We start from the raw sequence: 19,810 nt of genomic DNA on the forward strand, positions 1-19,810 counted from the left end.
GATGGCCGTATGTCAGATCAATAGCGCAGCTTGAAGGTCGCGCCATAGGACCGCGGTTCGCGGAAGAAGCGGATCTGGTCGCCATAGGCGCCGTTCTGCGAATAGACCTGGTTCAGGCGGTCGGTGACGTTGTTGCTGAACACGGTCAGGGACCAGCGCTCGTCCAGGGCCGCCACGCCGATCTTGGCGTCGAAGGAATAGTGGCGGGGAATATATTCCCGAACCGCGTTGACCACGTTGGCGTACGAGAACGTCTCCATCGCATAGCCGCCGCCGACAAAGGCTTTCAGCGCCGACGTGATCGGCCGCTCATAGGCGCCAGCCAGATAGAGCTTGTAGTCCGGCGCATAGGGCAACCGGTTGCCGGTGCAGTTCGTGTTGAGCCCGTTGCAGTTCAGGAAATCGGTGAACCGCGCGCGCGTATAGGCGAAATTGGCGGTCAGGCTGAGCCCTTGCAGGGGGATCGCCTCCACCTCGGCCTCGACGCCCTTCGACCGCGCCTTGCCGGCGTTGGCCAGGCGCGCGACCGACGACCCGTTCACGGTTGGCGTCCATTGCGACACCTGGAAGCCGGTGAAATCCTCCCAGAAGCCGGTCGCGTTGAAGCGCAGGCGCCGCGCGAACCACTCGGACTTGAGCCCGATCTCGTAGTTGGTGGAGGATTCGTCGCCGAGCCGCAGGCCGGCGTTGAACACGGCCTGGGTGATCACGCCCGTGTTCCAGCCGCCCGCCTTGAAGCCCTTGGACACGCTGGCGAACAGGGTGGCGTCCTCCGTCGGATGGTAGCTGATCGAGACCTTGGGCGTGAACGCCCGGAAGGTCTGCTTGTCGGTCTGGTCGGAGAACTGAGCGAAGGAGGCGTAGGCCAGGTTGGCCGCACTGGTCGGGTCGGCGCGCAGCGGATCGTTTTCCGAGAAGTGCTCGAGCGTCTTGCGGATCACCGAATAGCGGGCGCCCGCGCCGATCTCCACGTCAGGGGTCGGCCGGTAGAGCAGCGAGCCGTAGGCCGCGTAGGATTGGTCCGACACCGTCGCGGGCGCGTGGATGACGGTGTTGTTGTACAGCCGCAGCGGCGAAGCGGCCACCGCGGCGGGAATGGCGGCCTCGGGGACGCCTCGGCTCCAGAAGGTCAGGGCCGCGAACTCCGAGCCCAGATAGTAGCGGGTCTCGGCGCCGTTCTCGCCGTCCTGGTAATACAGCCCGGCGATGAAGCTGAGCGGCTGGGCGGCGTCGCTCGACAGGCGCAGCTCCTGGCTGAACTGGCGCGAGGTCTGGTTGAGGTCGTAGACGCGCCCCGGGGCCGGCAGGTCGGTGGCGTCGGAAATCTGCTGGAAGCGCTCGGTCTGATAGGCGCTGATCGAGGTCAGCTTGAGCCCCTCGCTCAGGCGCCAGTCGACGGAGCCGATGAAGAACTGCGACCGGCCCGTCTCGCCCTGGTCGTTGCTGTTGACGATCTGGAGGTCGCCGGGCAGCGGCAGGCCGCTGAATTTCGGATAGAGCTTCTGGAAGCTCGCCCACTGCGCGGGCGACCAGACGCCGATGGTCCAGATGGACTTGTTGTCGTCCCACAGGCCCGAATACTGCAGATTGATCTCGACATCCGCGTTCGGCTGATAGCGCAGCTGCGCGCGCAACGAGCGCCGATCCACCCCGCCGTAGGACCGGTCGAGGTAGATGTTGTCGATGAAGCCGTCCGACGTCTCGCTGGTGGCGGTCACGGCCAGGGCGAGCTTGTCCTTGATAAGCGGCAGGTTCACGCGCGCCCCGAAGCGGCGGTGGCTGAAGCTGCCGAACTCGCCGACGGCCTCGCCGCCCAGATCGCCCAAGTCGGGCTTTCGGGTGATGAAGCTGATGGCCCCGGCGTCGGTGTTCATGCCGAAGGTCGTGCCTTGGGGCCCCCGAAGGAATTCAACCCGCTCCATGCCCAGCAGGGTCTGGTTGTCGGCGTAGGAACGCTTGATGTAGACGCCGTCCAGATAGGCGCCCACGCGCGCGTCGTAGCCCGGCGTGCTGGCGTAGTCGACGACGCCGCGCATGCCGATCTGGCCGACGGTCTTGGCCCGGTTGACGGCGAAGGTGACGCCCGGCGCCGCGCGCTCCAGATTGTCGAGGCTGACCGCGTTCAGCTGGTCGATCCGCTTGGCCGTGAAGGCCAGGATCGAGACCGGAACCGATTGCAGCTTCTCCTCGCGCCGCTGCGCCGTGACGACGATTTCCTCGATGGCTTGCGAAGCCTTCGCCGGCTCCGCGGCGTCGTCGCGGGTCTCGGCGAGCGCCGGACTGGCGGCCGCGGCGAGCGCGGTCGCGATGGCGATGAGCGATGGTCCAAACCTGTTCATGGGGCCCCCAGGATTTGCCTGACACGCACGGGCGTGTCGGTTGATCGGAATTGTTGATGAGTAGATATTCATAAATCCATGAAACTAATGTGATGGCTCGCGGCGTCGGCTCTGGTTCGACGCGAAACCCCCGACGTACGCTGACGAATCGGGCCCGTTTCGCCCACGCATGCCGAAGCAATCAGCTCAAAACAGAGCTAAATTATAGATTTTTATGATCCGATAAATCTTGATATCAATTTCTCTAATTGATACGACGACGCCATCATTCTCCCAAAGCGAGGAGCGCCCGATGACTGAGATGAAGGCCTATTTCCCAACGCTCGAGGCGCTTGGCGCCTTCCTGGAAGAGATGGCCAACCGGCCCTGCGAGGCGCCGGAGCTGAGCGAACTCGACCACGGACTGCAATGCGCCGAGGTGCTGAAGGCGATGAGACCCGATGATGTCGAGTTACAGGTGGCGGGCTTGCTGCACGATGTCGCTCACGGCCTGTGCCACATCCGCGACCACGCCGAGTTCGGCGCTCACGCGCTACGCGATGTGATGAACGATCGGGTGAATGCGCTCGTCGCCCTGCATGTCGCGGCCAAGCGGTATCTGGTGACCACTGAGCGCGCCTATCGCGATCGTCTGTCCCCCACCAGCCTGCGCAGTTTCGAGCTGCAGGGCGGCGACATGAACGCGGCCGAAATCACCCAGTTCGCCAGCGATCCCCATCGCGACGACGCCCTGCGCCTTCGGGAAGCCGATGACGCCGCCAAGGTTGTCGGCAAGGTCGTCCCGGGCCTTGACGCCTGGCGCGACGCTCTGCGCGCCTGCGCGCGACGAGCCTGAAAGTCTCACGGCGCTGACGGAGTGCGCGATGGATGGCCTGAGGAACTTTCTGCGAGAGCGCCGCGGGCTGGTCGCGCCCTGGGCCCTGTCGTTCGCGTTCGCGACCTATTTCTGCATGTACGCGTTTCGCAAGCCGTTCACCGCCGGGACCTATGATCATATCGTCGGCTGGCCCTTCGCCTTCGACTTCAAGGCCAGCCTCATCCTGAGCCAGGTGCTCGGCTACACGCTCTCCAAGGCCCTTGGCATAAGGATCGTCGCCGAGGCCGACGATCGGGGACGGGGGTGGCTGATCTTGGCGCTGATCGGCCTGAGCGAGCTTTCCCTGGTCCTGTTCGCCGTGCTGCCGACGACCTTGAAGCCGTTCGCGATGTTTCTGAACGGACTGCCGCTGGGCATGATCTGGAGCTTGGTCCTGCGCTATCTGGAAGGGCGTCGGACCAGCGAAATTCTCGGCGCGGGCCTGTGCACGAGCTTTATTCTCTCCTCGGGCGTGGTGAAGAGCGTCGGGCTGTGGCTGCTGGTCGAGCGCGATGTCGCCGACACCTGGATGCCCGCCCTGGCCGGCGCGATCTTCCTGCCGATCATCGCCTGTTCGATATTTCTGCTGGCCCAGACGCCGGCGCCCGACAGCCAGGACAAAGAGGAAAGGACCGCGCGCGTCCCCATGCGCAAGGCCGACCGCCAGGCCTTCTTTCAGCAGCATCGTCTGGAACTGTTCCTGCTGGGCGGAGCCTTCGCGCTGCTGGCGACCGTTCGCGACTTCCGCGACAATTTCGCCGTCGAGATCTGGCGGGCGGTGGGCTACGCGAAAGCGCCGCAGGTGTTGGCCCTGTCGGAGGCGCCGGCCGCGCTGCTGGTTCTGGTGACGGTCGCGCTGCTGGCGCGCGTCAAGGACAATCGCCAGGCCGTCCGGCGCGTTCATCTGGCCATGCTGGGCGGCGTCGCGCTGGCGCTGACCTCGACGATCCTGTTTCAGCTCAAGATGATCGGCCCCATCGGCTGGATGATCAGCCTGGGCGCGGGGATCTACCTCGGCTACGTGCCGTGCACCTCGGTTCTGGCCGACCGGCTGATCGCCGCCCTGCGATCCGGCGGGAACACCGGCTATCTGGTCAACCTGTTCGACACCTGGGCCTATCTGGGCAGTGTCCTCATCCTCCTGATGAAGGCGTTCGCCCTGCCAGACGTGAACTGGCTGCCGTTCTTCCTGGCGCTCAGCTATGCCTGCCTTTCTCTGAGCGCCTTTGGGATACTCGCCTCCTATGGCCGTTTCCTGGGACAAAGAGAGACGACGCCTTAGATCCGTCGTCCTTCTGGGGCGATGGATCGACGTCCCCGCCCCCACCAAGCGGCGCCAAAGCCACACCCCACCAGAAGAAAGCCACACCTCGCCGGAAGTAAGTAACCTTTCACTGAACCGACATCGATTCCCCGCTATAGCGCCTCAGCGCTCGGGCGCGGGGAGGTTTGCTCCCTCGCCGCCGGCGCGTCTTAGACGGCCATCAAGGCCGCGAACGAGGGTCTCTCAAACACCATGCGTACTCCCCAAACCAACAAGCTCGCCCTGCTCCTGGGCGCGGCCGCCGCGACCCTGATCGCCGGCGCCGCCCACGCCCAACAGGCCGCTTCGAACGACACCGCCTCGACGGCGCTGGACGAAGTCGTCGTCACCGCCGAGCGCCGCTCGGAAAACCTGCAGAAGGTGCCGCTGTCGGTCGCCGCCGTGGCCGGCGAGCAGCTGCGCGCCATCACCGCCGACGGCAGCGACATCCTGGCCCTGTCGGGCAAGGTCCCCAGCTTCTACGCCGAGACCACCACGGGCCGGATCTTCCCGCGCTTCTACATCCGCGGCCTCGGCAACATCGACTTCTACCTCGGCGCCTCGCAGCCGGTGTCGATCATCCATGACGACGTGATCATGGAGCACGTGGTCCTGAAGTCGAACCCGCTGTTCGACATCGGCCAGGTGGAAGTGCTGCGCGGCCCGCAAGGCTCGCTGTTCGGCCGCAACACCACCGCCGGCATCGTCAAGTTCGACACCATCAAGCCGAGCGAGGACTTCAACGCCCGCTTCGCGGCCTCGTACGGCACGTACGGCACGACCACCTTCGACGGCGGCGTCGGCGGCCCGCTGGCCGACGGCCTGATGTTCCGCGCCTCGGTGCTGTACCAGCACCGCGACGACTATGTGGACAACACCTTCTCGGGCGTCAGCGCCGACGGCACCGCCTCGCCGAAGAAGAACGCCATGGGCGGCTTCAACGAAAAGGACGCCCGCATCCAGGTGCTGGCCAAGCCGAACGACAAGCTGTCGGTCCTGGTCTCGGCCCACGCCCGTGACTACGACGGCACCTCGACCCTGTTCCTGCGTCAGGCCCTGACCAAGGGCTCGAACAAGCCCAACGCGCCGCGCGACAGCGTCGCCCTGGACGAGGCCAACAACAACCCGCAGGCCTACAAGACCTACGGGACGTCGGCCCACATCGACTACGACTTCGGTCCGGTCACCCTGACCTCGATCAGCGCCTATGAGTCGACCAGCGGCTACAGCCGCGGCGACACCGACGGCGGCGCGGCGGCCAACTTCCCGGTCAATGGCGTGCCGAACGGCTTCGGCCAGTCGATGGGCCAGATCCGCGACCTCGACCAGCTGACCCAGGAAATCCGCCTGGCCAGCAACGGCGAAGGCAAGCTGAAGTGGCAGGTCGGCGGCCTGTACTTCGACTCGCGCGACACCACCGACTTCTATCAGCGCGGCTATTTCCTGCTGCCGACCTCGGCCGGCTACAACCCCAACAACTGGGTGCGCCTGAACAACCTGAACACCTCGTGGGCGGTGTTCGGCCAGGTCAGCTACCAACTGACCGACGCCCTGACGATCACGGGCGGCCTGCGCGACACCTATGACGCCAAGAAGACCGTCCTGGTGAAGACCTCGAACAACGCCGCCAACGTGTCGACCTATACCGGCCGCCGCTACGTGCGGATGGCCGACGAGCAGGTCAGCTGGGACCTGTCGGCCAACTACCAGGTCAATCCGGACGTCAGCGTCTACGCCCGCGCGGCCAAGGGCTTCCGCGGCCCGACCATCCAGGGCCGCTCGGCGGTGTTCAACGCCGACTTCACCACGGCCGACTCGGAAACGATCCAGTCGTACGAACTGGGCTTCAAGAGCTTCCTGCTCGAGAACACCCTGCGCTTCAACGCCTCGGCCTTCACCTATGAGGTCAAGGACATCCAGCTGAACGGCAACGACAGCAACGGCAACGGCGTGCTGTTCAACGCCGACAAGGCGCAAGCCTACGGCGTCGAGGCCGACCTCGAGTGGCGTCCGGTCCGCAACCTGCTGCTGACCGCCGGCGCCAGCTACCTGCACAGCGAGATCAAGGACAAGCGCGTCTACGCTCAAGTCTGCGCGCTGAACGGCGTGGTGGTCTGCACGGTCGAAAACCCGACGATCAAGGTGGGCGCCAACACCTTCGCCCAGATCGACGGCCAGCCGCTGCCGAACGCCCCGAAGTACAACCTGAACTTCACGGGCCGCTACGACATCCCGGTCGGCGAGGCCGGCCGCGTGTTCGTGGCCACCGACTGGAACGTCCAGGGCTACACCAACTTCGTGCTCTACAAGACCAAGGAGTTCTACTCCAAGGGCTCGTTCGAGGGCGGCCTGAAGCTGGGCTACGAGAACCTCGACAAGGGCTACGAGATCGCCCTGTTCGGCCGCAACATCACGAACGAGAAGAACCTCAAGGGCGTGATCGAGAACTACATGGCCGCCGTCTACAACGAGCCCCGCATCGTCGGCGTCTCGCTCAGCGCCAAGCTGAAATAAGCGTTTCCTCCCCGGAAAACCTCGAGCCCCGGAGCCCCGCGCTCCGGGGCTTTTTTCTTTGGGGCGGCGGGTCTCGCCAAAATCCGACCTTCCCGGCGTTCGCCGGGGAGATCGGAAGATGTGTCGGGCGAAGACGCTCCGCTCACATTCCGCCCAAAAGAAAGGGCCGGTCCCTTTCGGAACCGGCCCCGTCTTCAGACTGGCGACCCGAGGGTCATCAGGTCTTAGTAGGCGAAGCGCACGCCCAGCTTGAACGTCCGGCCGATCACGCCGGGCGAATGGAAGGTGGTCAGGAAGTTCGGGTTCGACGCATACGAGCCCGGAGCAATCGGCGCGCGCTTGTCGAAGACGTTGCCGACATTGGCGTACAGTTGGACCTGATCGTTGATCTGGGCCGTGCCGTTCATGTCGACGTAGACAAACTTCTTGATGTAGCAGAAGCGGTTGGCGATATCCGTGTTGCCGTTGGCGTACGGGTTGCCCTTCACGCAGTCGGTGGTGCCGTAGTCATCGGCCGCGACCGACTTGATCTTACCGACATAGTAGGCGGTGGCCGACAGGGTGTAGCGGTCCCACGAGACCGTGTTCTGCCAGTTCGCGCGCCAGTTCGGCGTACCGTTGCCCGACGACAGCTCGTACGGACCCAGGGTGCCGGCGTACTTCTGCACCTTACCATCGGCGGTGTGCAGGTCGTACTTCAGCACGTGGGTGACTTCGACGCGGCTGTTCAGCTTGGCGTCAGCCCACAGGCCGACGTTGGCCGTGGCCGAGAAGTCGACGCCTGAGGTTTGCGAATAGCTGGCGTTCTCGAACGGCGCATTGATGATCAGGATGCGCGGCAAGGCCGTCGGGTACAGCGGATCGGGAGAGTCCACCACGTTGCACGAATAGCCCGCGCCCACGGCCGCCACGGCGGCGCAGGCGTCAGCCATGTTCGTCTTCGTATAATAGGCCGCCCGAGCCTCGGAGATCTTCGAGCCGCTGACGATCAGGTTGTTCTTCTTGACGTTGTAGTAGTCGACCGTCATCGACAGCCAACGGGTCGGCTGCACAATGGTGCCCAGCGTGAAGCTGCGCGAGGTTTCCGGCTTCAGGTTCGGGTTACCGACCAGACCCGAACCCAGCGAGTAGGATTGGGCGTAGGGGTTGGTGTTGCCGGCGCTGGTCAGGCCACCGTGGGCCAGTTGGAACGAGGCAGGCGTCGAATATGTCGAGAAACCGGCGTACTGCGAACGCGGACCCGATTCCGCGAAGGTCGGGGCGCGGAAGCCTTCCGAATACGTACCGCGGAAAGCCAGTTGCTTCATCGGCGTGTACTTGGCGCCGATCTTCGGCGAGAAGTGGCTGAAGCCTTCCGAGTAGTCGTCGTAACGACCCGACAGGTTGATTTCCAACTTGTCGACGACTGGCGCCAGGATTTCGAAGAACCCGGCCTTGACCGTGTGCTTGCCGAAGGCCGACGAGGTGGTCAGGCCGTAGGTGTCCAGACGGGCGTTCTGGTTGTTGTTCTCCAGGACTTCCTTACGGATCTGACCGCCGACGGCCAGCATCATGTCGCCGCCCGGCAGGGTCCACAGCTTGTGGGTGATCGTGCCGTCCAGAGCCATGATCGACGAGTGCGAGTTCGTCACGACGTCAGGCGAGATCGCGTTGCGCACGGCCTCGGTGTTCTTCGACGGATCGACGAAGTTGTACGAGCCCGTGTTGATCGCGTTCACCAGGCTAGCGATGTTCAGATACCCGCGCTGGCGGATACGCAGGTTGTCACGGGCGCCGACAGCGTCGACCGACCAGTTCCAACCATCGCCGAAGCTGCCCTTCAGGCCAGCCGTGCCGCGGATGACTTCGTTGACGCGATTGCTGCCGGCGGGGATGTCGCCGAACGTGTAGAAGATTCGCGCGGCGCCGCTGGCCGGATTGCTGGCGAAGGCGGCGGCGTAGGGGTTGTTCGGGTTCAGGCGACGATCAGCCGCCGTCGCGCAGTTGGTCCCGGTCGAGCAGATCCACACCGGCAGGGCGATGTTCAGGCCCGACAGCGACGGCGAGGCGCCAAACGGCTGGGTGTTACGGATGGTGCGCGGCTGGTTCTTGATGTCGACTTCATTGCTCGAATAGCTGCCGGTGACATAGGCCTCGACGTTCTCCGAGAGGCGCATGCTGAGGCGGCCGTTGAAGGCGTAGCGCTTCTGCAGCGGTTGAACTTGGTTGTAGGTGTCGACCAGGTTCCATTTGCAGGTCGTGCCGCGGGCCGAACCGGTCGTCACCGTGTAGGTGCCGTTGGTGCAGTTCGACGTGTTGAGCGCGGTGTAGTTGTAGTAGTTTTGCGTCTTGCCGGCGGAGTCGACATAGGTGCCGCTCGGGGTCAGCGACGAGCTGCCCGAAAGCGGGTTGTTCAGGTCAGACTGGGTGCCTAGGGCGACGATCGCGGTCGGCGTCGCCGAGGTGACATTGCTGTCGGCAGAGTTGTTGTCGAGACCGCCGATCGAGGTCAGGTCCTGGTTGTTGTAGGGGAAGCCGCGCGAGTGCGTCGTGACGCGGCCGTCCTTCTGATATTCGGCGTTGACATAGAAGTTCCAGCCGGACTCCTCATAGTCGCCGTAGCCGAAAGTGATGTCGGCGCGCTTATGCTCGCCATCACCTCGGTCGGTTTCGCCGGCTTCCATGCTGCCGGCGACGCCGACGAAGGTCTTCTTCAGCTTCAGGTTCACCACGCCGCCGATGGCGTCAGCGCCGTACGACGACGAGGCGCCGTCCTTCAGAACTTCGATCCGGTCGATCAGGCTGAACGGGATGGTGTTCAGGTCGACATAGGCGTTGTGGCCGTCGTCGTTGATCGGGAAGTTGGTCGAACGCAGGCCGTCGACCAGCACGAGGGTCGACGAAACGCCCAGACCGCGCAGCGACACGGCCGAACCGCCGGCCGAGAAGCCGCTCTGGAAGCCGGTGCCGATCGAACCGGCGCCGTCGGCCGAGATCGAACGGATCGCTTCCGCAGCGGTGGTGATGCCTGCATGGGCCAGGTTTTCCGAGGTCAGCACGGTGACCGGCGACGGGGTTTCGGTGTCGGTGCGGCGGAACAGCGAACCGGTGACGATAATTTCCTCAACTTGCGTCTGGTCGCTTTGGGCCGCGGGCGCGGTCTGCGCGGCGGCCTGGCTGGCGCCCAGCACGGCCACGGCGGCGCCGCAGATCATGGAGGAAGCGAGCAAACGCTCCCGGATGGACTTCGTATTCAAGGTAGTACTCCCCAGCGTCTCTACATCGCGCATGCGCACATGCGCGGCTCCGGATCACGGATTGGGATCCGACTGGCGGGGAGCTACGAACTTAATCGATCTCAGGTCAACGAACATTGCGAGCGTGAAATGCGTCGTCAAACGGCTGTCGCAATAAAGTCACAGCCTTACAAGTTTGTAATGATCGCACCTATTCTGAGACTGGTAAAGAGATCGAAGTTTAGTTCACTACTTTCAATAATATTATTTCATAAAAAATTATGAAATTTGATGCGCTTGTCTTCCTACTTTATACTTGTACACTAAATACTGTACATTTGAAACGCATCGAAAGGCGCTTAGCTTTCCGCGTAGTCGCGCTGGTGACAGAATTTTTCTTCCACATTACGGATATGTAAGCCTGAAACCTGGCGATAACGCGGCAGGTCTTGGCAAGCGGCGACCGCTGCAGGCGCCTCGCCGTAGTTTAACGTGCTGCTCCCAAGGCGAAGCTGTCGCCTCCGAAAATGGCGCCGCGCTTTTATGCCGGGTTTGCATTCTCGCTTGCAGGGGCTATATGTACGGATCAGTTATGCTCACTTTCAGCATAACCTAGGCGCCGGGTCGCCAGCGGAACATCCGCGGAAGCTCCCGGCGTTTTTCGAGGCCCTGGAAATGCTCACTTTGAGCATAACGGAGTATCAGATGGCTGACGGGTTTGCCGCTCCGCTCGAGTTCACCGCCCAGGTCGAGGCGGAGACCGCCGGCGTCTGGGACAAGGTCAAGCACCACGTCACCCCGATGGAGTGGCGCGTTCAGGCCCCGTTGATCGCCGAGATCAACCGCCTCAAGCGCGAGAAGAACGCCGCGATCCTGGCCCACAACTACATGACGCCGGACATCTTCCACGGCGTGGGCGACTTCGTCGGCGACAGCCTGGCCCTGGCCAAGGAAGCCGCGAAGTCGGACGCCCAGATCATCGTCCAGGCCGGCGTCCACTTCATGGCCGAGACCAGCAAGGTCCTGAGCCCCGAAAAGAAGATCCTGATCCCCGACCTGAAGGCCGGCTGCAGCCTCGCCTCCTCGATCACCGGCGCCGACGTGCGACTGATCAAGCAGCGCTATCCGGGGATCCCGGTCGTCACCTATGTCAACACCACCGCCGACGTGAAGGCCGAGACCGACATCTGCTGCACCAGCGCCAACGCCGTGCAGGTGGTCGAGTGGGCGGCCAGGGAATGGGGCGTCGACAAGGTCATCCTGATCCCGGACGAGTATCTGGCCCGCAACGTCGCGCGCCAGACCGACGTCAAGATCATCGCCTGGGCCGGCCACTGCGAGGTGCACAAGCGCTTCACCGCCAGCGACATCGCCGACATGCGCGCGGCCTGGCCCGGCGCGGAAGTCCTGGCCCACCCCGAGTGCCCGACCGAGATCCTGGAAGCCGCCGACTTCGCCGGCTCAACCGCGGCGATGAACGACTACGTGGCCCAGCGCAAGCCGGCCCAGGTGGTGCTGATCACCGAGTGCTCGATGGCCAGCAATGTTCAGGCCGAGAGCCCGCTGACCCAGTTCATCGGCCCCTGCAACATGTGCCCGCACATGAAGCGGATCACGCTGCAGAACATCCATGACGCCCTCGTTCACGAGCAGTTCGAGGTGACGGTCGACGCCGACATCCTCGACCGCGCGCGCCTGGCCGTGCAGCGGATGATCGACCTGCCGCCGCCGGCCGTCCCGGCCCGTTACGACCTGGTCAAGGCCCGGCATCACGTGAATGTCGAGCTGATTTAACGCCCCGCGGCCCTCGTCCTTCGACAAGCTCAGGATGAGGGAATGAGAGTCACAGTAGGTTTCCTCATGCTGAGCTTGTCGAAGCACGAGAAAGCCGGCCCCTCGAAGGAGCCATTTCGTTGACCCAGTATCGCGTAGACTTCGACGGCCCCGTCATCCTCGGCGCCGGCCTGGCCGGCCTCTCGGCCGCGCTGGCCGCGCACAAGGCGCTCGTCCTGTCGCCGACGCCGCTGGCGACCGGCTGCTCCAGCGCCTGGGCGCAGGGCGGCATGGCCGCGGCGTTGTCGAGCGACGACAGCCCGGCGCTGCACGCGGCCGACACCATCGCCGCCGGCGCGGGCCTCTGCGATCCCAAGGCCGTCGACCTGCTGACCCGCGAAGGCCCGCAGGCCGTCCGCGACCTGGCCGCTCTGGGCGCGCCGTTCGATCGGAAAACCGGCGGCGAGTTCGTGCTCAGCCTGGAAGCCGCCCACGCCAAGGCCCGGGTCGCCCGGGTCGGCGGCGACGGCGCGGGCGCGGCGATCATGGCCGCCGTCATCGCCGCCGTCCGCGCCGCGCCGGCCATCGAGGTCCGCGAGAACGCCCGCGCCCGTCGCCTGCTTCAGGACGCGACCGGTCGCGTGGTCGGGGTCCTGGCCGAGATCGACGGCGCGCTGGTCGAGATCCGCAGCCACAGCGTGATCCTGGCCACCGGCGGCATCGGCGGCCTCTACGCCGTCACCACCACGCCGAAGGAGGTGCGCGGCGAGGGCCTGGGCTTGGCCGCCCTGGCCGGCGCGACGATCGCCGATCCGGAGTTCGTGCAGTTCCACCCCACGGCCATCGACATCGGCCGAGACCCCGCCCCCCTGGCCACCGAGGCCCTGCGCGGCGAGGGCGCGATCCTGCGCAATGTCGACGGTCGCGCCTTCATGGCCGACTATCACCCGGCCCGCGAGCTGGCCCCGCGTGACGTGGTGGCCCGCGCCATCCACGCCGAGCGCGAATCCGGGCGCGGCGCGTTCCTGGACGCCGTCGCCGCCGTCGGCCCGCACTTCCCCAAGGAATTCCCGGCCGTGTTCGAGGCCTGCCGCGCGGGCGGCCTGGACCCGCGCCGCGAGATGATCCCGGTCGTCCCTGCGGTGCACTATCACATGGGCGGGGTCGCCACGGACCTGGACGGCCGCGCCAGCCTGCCGGGCCTCTACGCCGCCGGCGAGTGCGCCTCGACGGGCGTCCAGGGCGCCAACCGCCTGGCCTCCAACAGCCTGCTGGAAGCGGCCGTGTTCGGCGCCCGCGCCGGCCGCGCGGCGGCGGCCGAGGGTCAAGCGGGCGGCGAGCCGGTCAGCCTGGAGCCCCTGCCCGACCTGCCCGACGCCGCCTTCCAGATCCTGCGCAAGGCCATGAGCCGCGACGCCGGGGTGATCCGCGACGAAGCGGGCCTGACCCGCCTGCTGGAACAGATCGACGCCCTGGAGCCCGCCTACGGCCCCTGCCCGCCCCTGGTCGCCGCCCGCCTGATCGTCGACGCCGCCCTGGCCCGCCAGGAAAGCCGAGGCGGCCACTATCGCCGCGACTTCCCCGCGACCGCCGAGCCGGTCCGCACCTTCGTCACCCTCACGAGCGCGGACGCCGCCGTCCGCTACGCCGCCGAATGAGCATCGTTCCTCTCGACGACATCCTCGTCCGCCCGATCGTCGACCACGCCCTGGCCGAGGACCTGGGCCGGGCCGGCGATATCACCGGCCAGGCCTGCATCGACCCGGACGCCCGCCTGTCGGTGGTCTGGGCCAGCCGCCAGGACGGCCGGGTCTCGGGCCTGTCCTGCGCGCGCCTGTCCCTGGCCGCGCTCGACCCGACCGCGACCTTCGAGGTCGCAGCCCCGGACGGCTCGGATGTCATGCCGGGCGCGATCCTGGCCCGCGCCGAGGGCAATGCCCGCGCCGTGCTGGCCGCCGAGCGCACGGGACTGAACCTGCTGGGCCGGCTGTCGGGCGTCGCCACCCTGACGCGGGCCTATGTCCGCCTGGTCGAGGGCACGGGGGCGACCATCGTCGACACCCGCAAGACCACGCCGGGCCTGCGCGCCCTGGAGAAATACGCCGTCCGCTGCGGCGGCGGGGTCAATCACCGCTTCGGCCTGGATGACGCCATCCTGATCAAGGACAACCACGTCGCCGCCTGCGGCGGGGTCGGCGAAGCCGTGAGGCGCGCCCGCGCCCACGCCGGCCACCTGGTCAAGGTGGAGGTCGAGGTCGACGGCCTGGACCAGCTGGACGAGGCCCTTAAGCACGGGCCGGACGTGGTGATGCTGGACAATTTCAGCCTCGACGACCTGAAGACCGCCGTGCGCCTGGCCAAGGGCCGCGCGGTGCTGGAGGCCTCGGGCGGCGTGAACCTGACGACGGTAAGAGCCATCGCCGAGACCGGCGTCGACGTGATCAGCGTCGGGGCGCTGACGCACTCGGCGCCGGTGCTGGATATCGGACTCGACGCGGCCTGAGGCGGCAGATGCTCCCCCAGAAGGGGAGGATCTAGAACACCTTCATCAACTCCCGCACCACCATCGCGGCCAGCACGCCCGTGGAAATCACGAACAGCAGGAACCGCACCGGCACCAGGTTGATGCTGATCTGCAGCAGGCTGTGCAGCACCCGCACGCCGACATAGACCCAGGCGAAATGCACCGCCATCGGGTCGGCGTGGCCCGCGACCTGGATGGCCAGCGCCGCCGCGTAGAAGATGGTCGGCTGTTCCATCAGGTGGTTGTAGTTGTCGGCCGCCGCCCGCGCGGCGTCGGGCAGGATGTCCAGCGAGCCCGGGAATCGGGCGTCCTGCGGCTTGACCCCGGCCTTGTGCATCGCCGGGATGCGCTGGACGTACATCCAGACCCACATCACCAGCGACCAGGCCACCAGCGCCATCACCGGCGCGATCATCGAACTATTCACGTGAACCCTCCCCTTGTTTTGGCAAAGCCTAACGGGATAACGTCGATATCGGAAGGGTGACGTTTGGGGACGGCGCTAACCTTGGCCCCGATCCCGGAACGGATCGGCCGGATAGACCCCCAGGATCTCGAACTTCTCCGAGAAGAACTTCAGCTCGTCCAGCGCCAGGGCCAGCGAGCGATCCTCCGGCCGGCCGTCGACCTCGGCGTAGAAGAAGGTCGCCGTGAAGTTCCCGCCTTCCATGTAGCTTTCCAGCTTGGTCATGTTGACGCCGTTGGTCGCGAAGCCGCCAAGCGCCTTGTACAGCGCCGCCGGCAGGTTGCGGACGCGGAACACGAAGCTGGTCACGCAGCGGTGGGTGAAGTCCGGGGCCGGCGGGGCCTTGTCGGCCGTCATCACCAGGAAGCGGGTGGTGTTGTGGCGCTCGTCCTCGATGTCGCGGGCCAGGATGTCCAGGCCGTAGATCTCGGCCGCCAGGGCCGGCGCGACGGCGCCGTGGGTCGGGTTGGGTTTCAGGGCCAGGGCCTTGGCCGCGCCGGCCGTGTCGCCGGCGGCTTCGGTGTCCACGCCCAGGCGCTTGAGGCTGTTGCGGCATTGGGACAGCGCGATCGGCATCGAGCTGACCACCTTCACGTCCTCCAGCTTGACGCCCTTGTTGGCCATCAGCTGGAAGCGGATCGGCTTGAAGCGCTCGCCGATGATCTTCAGACCCGAGGCCGGCAGCAGGTGGTGCACGTCGGCGACCCGGCCGGCGATCGAATTCTCGATCGGGATCATCCCCAGGGCGGCGATCCCGGTCTTGATGGCCTCGAACGCCTCCTCGAAGGTCTTGCAGGGATAGGCCTCGTAGTCCGGGAAATAGGTCCGGCACGCCTCATGGCTGTTGGCGCCGGGCTCGCCCTGGAAGGCGATCTTCTTGAGGATGCTCATAGGGCCTGCTTTCCAGCTTCTTGGCGGGCGGCTTCCAGATCGGAAGGATTGTCGACGGAAATGGGGGCGGTCGCCGCCACCGCCGCGCGGATGGTCAGGCCCAGCTCGAGGGCGCGCAACTGCTCCAACTTCTCGCGCTTTTCGAGGGCGGACGGCGCGGCGTCGTTGAACACCACCAGCGCCTCGCGGCGATAGCCGTAGATGCCGATGTGGCGCCATACCGGCCCGTCGCCATAGAGCGTCGAACGGGTGAAATAGAGCGCGCGGCCGCTTTGGCCATCGTCCTCCATGGCCAGGACGGCCTTGACCACGTCGGGGTTCGAGCGGTCGGCGATTGATGCTTCCGGGGCGACGACGGTGGCGATATCGGCGTCGTCGAACTCCTTAAGTATCCGGGCGCAGTCGCTCAGCACGGCCGGATCGACGAACGGCATGTCGCCCTGCAGGTTGATCACGACGTCATGTTCGAACCCCGGATCGAGTTCGGCCAGCGCCGCCAGAATCCGGTCCGAACCCGACGGCAGATCAGGGTCGGTCAGCACCGCCACGCCGCCAGCGGCTTGAACGGCCTCAACGATTTCGCGATCGCCGGCCGCCACGGCGACAGGGCCGATGCCGGCCGCCAGGGCCTGGTTCAGAACCCGGACGATCATCGACGCGCCGCCGATGTCGGCCAGCGGTTTGTTGGGCAAACGCGTCGCGGCCATCCGCGCGGGGATCAGGACGATCGGGTTCATGGCGGTTCTGGGTCTCAAATCTTTGCGGACCGGTTGCGCGAGGGGCGGTAGCGTGTAAGAGACGCGAGCGCAACATGACGTGCGCTGGAGACTCGTATCGCGAGTCCGAGGCGCTGGTTCAAAGCCCGCCCTGGGGTGGGCCGACAAGAGGCTGACTAGGCTGAAATGAGCGACCTGACGTTCAACAAGATCGCTGGCGGCGTGCTGCTGACCGGCCTCATCATCTTTGGTCTGCGAGAAGCGTCGGACATCGTCTTCAAGAAGCATGAAGTCGAGAAGGCCGGCTACGAGATCGCGGTCCAGGAAGACTCCGCCGGCGGCGCCGCCGCGGCGGTCGACACCCCGCCCGACTGGAACGCGGTGCTGACCCCGGCCAACGCGGCCGCCGGCGCCGCCGTCTCGGCCAAGTGCGCGGCCTGCCACAAGCTGGACGCCTCGAACGCCAACGCCACCGGCCCGGGCCTCTGGGACGTCGTCGGCCGCAAGCCGGCCGGCCACCCGGGCTTCAACTATTCGGGCGCGATGAAGGACTTCTCGGGCAAGACCCCGGTGTGGGACTACGACGCCCTGTACACCTTCCTGAAGGCCCCGGGTAAGGACGTCCCCGGCACCAACATGACCTTCGTGGGTCTGAAGAAGCCGGAAGATCGCATCGCGGTCATCGCCTACCTGCACAGCCTCGGCTCGAAGCTGCCGATCCCGCCGCCGCGTCCGGCCGCCGCCGCCGCTCCGGCCGAAGGCGCGCCCGCCGCCGACGCCGCGGCCCCGGCCGCTCCGGGCGGCACGACGGCTCCGGCCGCTGGCGCCGCCGCTGCTCCGGCCGCTCCGGCCGCCGGTGGCGCGACGGCCCCGCCGAAAGCCTAAGCCTTCCAAAGCTGACAAGATCGAAGAGGCCGCGCAGCGAAAGCTCCGCGGCCTTTTTTCGGTTTCAAACCCGCCGATATCCCAGCACCGCGCCCGTGGGCGTCGCCGCGATCCGCGCCACGGCCTCGGCCAGCGGCTCGACCGCCGTCGCCATGTGGTGGGCGTTGGCGTGGAGGATGGTCTCCCCGTCCAGCAGGATGGCCACGTGGCCCTTCCAGAACACCAGGTCGCCGCGCCGGCGGTCGGCCTCGGCGATCTCGGCGAAGAAGCCCCGCTGCATGTCGGTGTCCCTCGGACAGGCCCGCGCGCAGGCGTAGAGCGCCTGCTGCACCAGGCCCGAGCAGTCCAGGCCCAGGCTCTCGCGGCCGCCCCACTGGTAGGGCGCGCCCAGGAAGCGTTCGGCGACGGCGACATAGTCCTTCTCGCCCCGGCCGATCGGAGTCAGGTGCGCGTCGACGAACCAGCCCGTGCCGGCGGCCTTGGCGAAGCGGCCCTCGCGGGCCTCGATCGTCACAAGGCTGTTGAGGCTGTAGAGCCCCTCCGGCCGCGACTTGATGTCGGGCTTGCTGAAGGCGTAGGTGCGGATCGCCGACACCGCGTGGGTCGGCGGGTGGCCCTGCTCGACCAGGTCAGAGGTCGCGACATAGCCGACATAGCCGTCGCGCGGGGCCTGGCCCCAGGCGAAGCCGTCCTTTTCCTCGAGCACCCGGAAGACCTCGCCGAACAACAGCTGGTCCCACTGCTCGGCGGCGGGCGCGGCGGCGGCGCGGATGGCGGCCGCGGGCGCGGCGCAGACCATCAGGCGGCTGGCCGCGTAGCGCTCGGCCGGAACCAGGCCCTCCAGGCGCTGGTCGGCCAGGTCGGGCCGGGCCAGGGTGATGCGAGTATCAAGCGTCATGCGAAACGGCCCTTGAGCATGGCGAAGGCGGCGCGAATGGCCTGGACTTCCCCGCCGACCGGGAATCCGGGACGCGCCTTGGGGTTCCAGGCGAAGACGTCGAAGTGGGCCCAGGGTCCCACATCCTCACCGCTCTCCTTGTCGGACTTGGGGGCGAAGCGCTGCAGGAACAAGGCCGCCGTGGTGGCGCCGGCCTGGGCCCAGCCGTCGGGATCGTTCTTGAGGTCGGCGATGTCGCTGTCCAGGGCCTCGCGATAGCCCTCGGTCAAGGGCATCCGCCACAGCGCGTCGGCGACGGTCTTCGAAGCCGTCTCCAGCTGGACGGCCAGCTTGTCGTCCGGGGTCCAGAACGGGATCACGAACGGCCCCATGGCCATGCGGGCCGCGCCGGTCAGGGTGGCGAAGTCCAGGGTCAGGGCGGGCTTCAGCTCGGCGGCGCGGGTCAGGGCGTCGGCCAGGATCAGCCGGCCCTCGGCGTCGGTGTTGCCCACCTCGACGGTCAGGCCGGCGCGGGTCTGAAGCACGTCGCCCGGGCGCATGGCGTCGCCGGCGATGGCGTTCTCGACCACCGGGGTCAGGATCACCAGGCGCACGGGAAGATTGGCGTGCATGACCATCCGGCCCAGGGCCAGGGCGTGGGCGGCGCCGCCCATGTCCTTCTTCATCAGCCGCATCCCGGCCGAGGGCTTGATGTCGAGACCGCCGGTGTCGAACACCACGCCTTTCCCCACGAGGGCCACGACCGGGTGGGCCGCATCGCCCCAGGCGATCTCGATCATGCGGGGGCTACGCGCCTCGACGGCCGCGCGGCCCACGGCGTGGACGGCGGGATAGCCCTCCGTCAGCAACGCATCGCCAGCGACCACGGAGAACGTCGCCCCGTACTTCTCGGCGATCTCGCGGGCGATGGTCTCGATCTGCAGCGGCCCCATGTCGTTGGCCGGGGTGTTGACCATGTCGCGCGCCAGGGCGCAGGCGTGGGCCGTGGCGGTCACCACGGCGGCGTCGACGCCCTTGGGCGCCACCAGCCGGGCGATCGGCTCGCCCTTCTTCTTGTAACGGTCGAAGCGGTAGGTTCCGAGGGCGAAGGCCAGGGCCGCCTGTTCCGGATCGACGCCGCGCGGCAGCTTCGAGAGCGCGTACTCTCCGGCCGGCAGCTTGCCCGCCAGGGTCCGGAACAGCGACAGATCAACGCGGCCCGCACCAGTTCCGAGCAGCACCTGCTCGACCGCGCCGCTGGATCCCGGGACCGCCAGCACCTGGCCCGCCTTGCCCGTGAAGGTGTTGGCGGTGGCGTAAGTCCTTACCGGCGCGCGCTTTCTGGCCAGGAGGCCCTCGAGTTCGGCCTCGCTCACCGGATGGACCGGGATCGCCTGCCCCTGCGCCGAGGCCAGGATCGGATGCGTCGCGTCGGACATCGACGAAGTCCT

The 19,810-nt window shown here is 66.6% G+C and carries 14 protein-coding genes; 7 read left to right on the forward strand and 7 right to left on the reverse strand.

Annotated elements, in window-relative coordinates:
• Positions 1-17: 17 nt before the first annotated feature.
• Positions 18-2,339, reverse strand: a complete 2,322-nt coding sequence (locus tag AC1RJ9_RS11295; protein WP_492836982.1) for a TonB-dependent receptor — start codon at positions 2,337-2,339, stop codon at positions 18-20.
• Positions 2,340-2,631: 292 nt separating this feature from the next.
• On the opposite strand from AC1RJ9_RS11295, the gene AC1RJ9_RS11300 reads away from it, so the two are divergent.
• The 3 genes from AC1RJ9_RS11300 to AC1RJ9_RS11310 all read left to right on the forward strand — a co-directional run bounded on the left by AC1RJ9_RS11300 (position 2,632) and on the right by AC1RJ9_RS11310 (position 7,012).
• Positions 2,632-3,174 carry an HD domain-containing protein gene (locus tag AC1RJ9_RS11300; protein WP_492836983.1) on the forward strand — a complete coding sequence of 181 codons (543 nt, stop codon included), beginning with the start codon at positions 2,632-2,634 and terminating at the stop codon, positions 3,172-3,174.
• A gap of 28 nt (positions 3,175-3,202) precedes the next feature.
• On the forward strand, positions 3,203-4,477 hold the full coding sequence (locus tag AC1RJ9_RS11305) for a DUF5690 family protein (RefSeq protein WP_492836984.1): 1,275 nt from the start codon (positions 3,203-3,205) through the stop codon (positions 4,475-4,477).
• Between the two features lie 234 nt (positions 4,478-4,711).
• Positions 4,712-7,012, forward strand: a complete 2,301-nt coding sequence (locus AC1RJ9_RS11310; protein WP_492836985.1) for a TonB-dependent receptor — start codon at positions 4,712-4,714, stop codon at positions 7,010-7,012.
• A 224-nt stretch (positions 7,013-7,236) separates the two neighbouring features.
• Here AC1RJ9_RS11310 and AC1RJ9_RS11315 read toward each other — a convergent pair whose 3' ends face one another.
• Entirely contained in the window at positions 7,237-10,221 is a 2,985-nt protein-coding gene (locus AC1RJ9_RS11315) for a TonB-dependent receptor domain-containing protein (RefSeq protein WP_492836986.1), read from the reverse strand.
• Positions 10,222-10,932: 711 nt separating this feature from the next.
• On the opposite strand from AC1RJ9_RS11315, the gene nadA reads away from it, so the two are divergent.
• The 3 genes from nadA (at position 10,933) to nadC (ending at position 14,503) form a co-directional block, all read left to right on the forward strand.
• A complete protein-coding gene (gene nadA, locus AC1RJ9_RS11320; protein ID WP_492836987.1) occupies positions 10,933-12,021 on the forward strand; it encodes a quinolinate synthase NadA in 1,089 nt (362 codons plus the stop codon).
• Positions 12,022-12,140: 119 nt separating this feature from the next.
• Complete coding sequence (locus AC1RJ9_RS11325) at positions 12,141-13,658, forward strand: L-aspartate oxidase (protein WP_492836988.1); 1,518 nt, start codon at positions 12,141-12,143, stop codon at positions 13,656-13,658.
• A complete protein-coding gene (gene nadC, locus AC1RJ9_RS11330) occupies positions 13,655-14,503 on the forward strand; it encodes a carboxylating nicotinate-nucleotide diphosphorylase (RefSeq protein ID WP_492836989.1) in 849 nt (282 codons plus the stop codon). Before AC1RJ9_RS11325 ends, nadC begins: the two co-directional genes overlap by 4 nt.
• Positions 14,504-14,534: 31 nt before the next feature.
• Here nadC and AC1RJ9_RS11335 read toward each other — a convergent pair whose 3' ends face one another.
• From AC1RJ9_RS11335 to AC1RJ9_RS11345, 3 genes are all read right to left on the reverse strand, one after another.
• Positions 14,535-14,951 carry an MAPEG family protein gene (locus AC1RJ9_RS11335; RefSeq protein WP_492836990.1) on the reverse strand — a complete coding sequence of 139 codons (417 nt, stop codon included), beginning with the start codon at positions 14,949-14,951 and terminating at the stop codon, positions 14,535-14,537.
• A gap of 75 nt (positions 14,952-15,026) precedes the next feature.
• Positions 15,027-15,881 (reverse strand): prephenate dehydratase, encoded by an 855-nt coding sequence (locus AC1RJ9_RS11340; RefSeq protein ID WP_492836991.1) that lies wholly within the window; start codon positions 15,879-15,881, stop codon positions 15,027-15,029.
• Positions 15,878-16,618: a 3-deoxy-manno-octulosonate cytidylyltransferase gene (locus AC1RJ9_RS11345; RefSeq protein ID WP_492836992.1), complete on the reverse strand. Its 741-nt coding sequence runs from the start codon at positions 16,616-16,618 to the stop codon at positions 15,878-15,880. The genes AC1RJ9_RS11340 and AC1RJ9_RS11345 overlap by 4 nt, the downstream gene beginning before the upstream one ends.
• A gap of 165 nt (positions 16,619-16,783) precedes the next feature.
• On the opposite strand from AC1RJ9_RS11345, the gene AC1RJ9_RS11350 reads away from it, so the two are divergent.
• Positions 16,784-17,482: a c-type cytochrome gene (locus AC1RJ9_RS11350; RefSeq protein WP_492836993.1), complete on the forward strand. Its 699-nt coding sequence runs from the start codon at positions 16,784-16,786 to the stop codon at positions 17,480-17,482.
• A gap of 64 nt (positions 17,483-17,546) precedes the next feature.
• Here the strand turns inward: AC1RJ9_RS11350 and AC1RJ9_RS11355 are convergent, their stop codons facing one another.
• Entirely contained in the window at positions 17,547-18,380 is an 834-nt protein-coding gene (locus tag AC1RJ9_RS11355) for a C40 family peptidase (protein ID WP_492836994.1), read from the reverse strand.
• Positions 18,377-19,798, reverse strand: coding sequence for a leucyl aminopeptidase family protein (locus tag AC1RJ9_RS11360; RefSeq protein WP_492836995.1), 1,422 nt, complete (start codon positions 19,796-19,798; stop codon positions 18,377-18,379). Before AC1RJ9_RS11360 ends, AC1RJ9_RS11355 begins: the two co-directional genes overlap by 4 nt.
• Positions 19,799-19,810 lie beyond the last annotated feature (12 nt).

This window comes from Caulobacter sp. GW822-FHT07D08, from assembly GCF_058798735.1.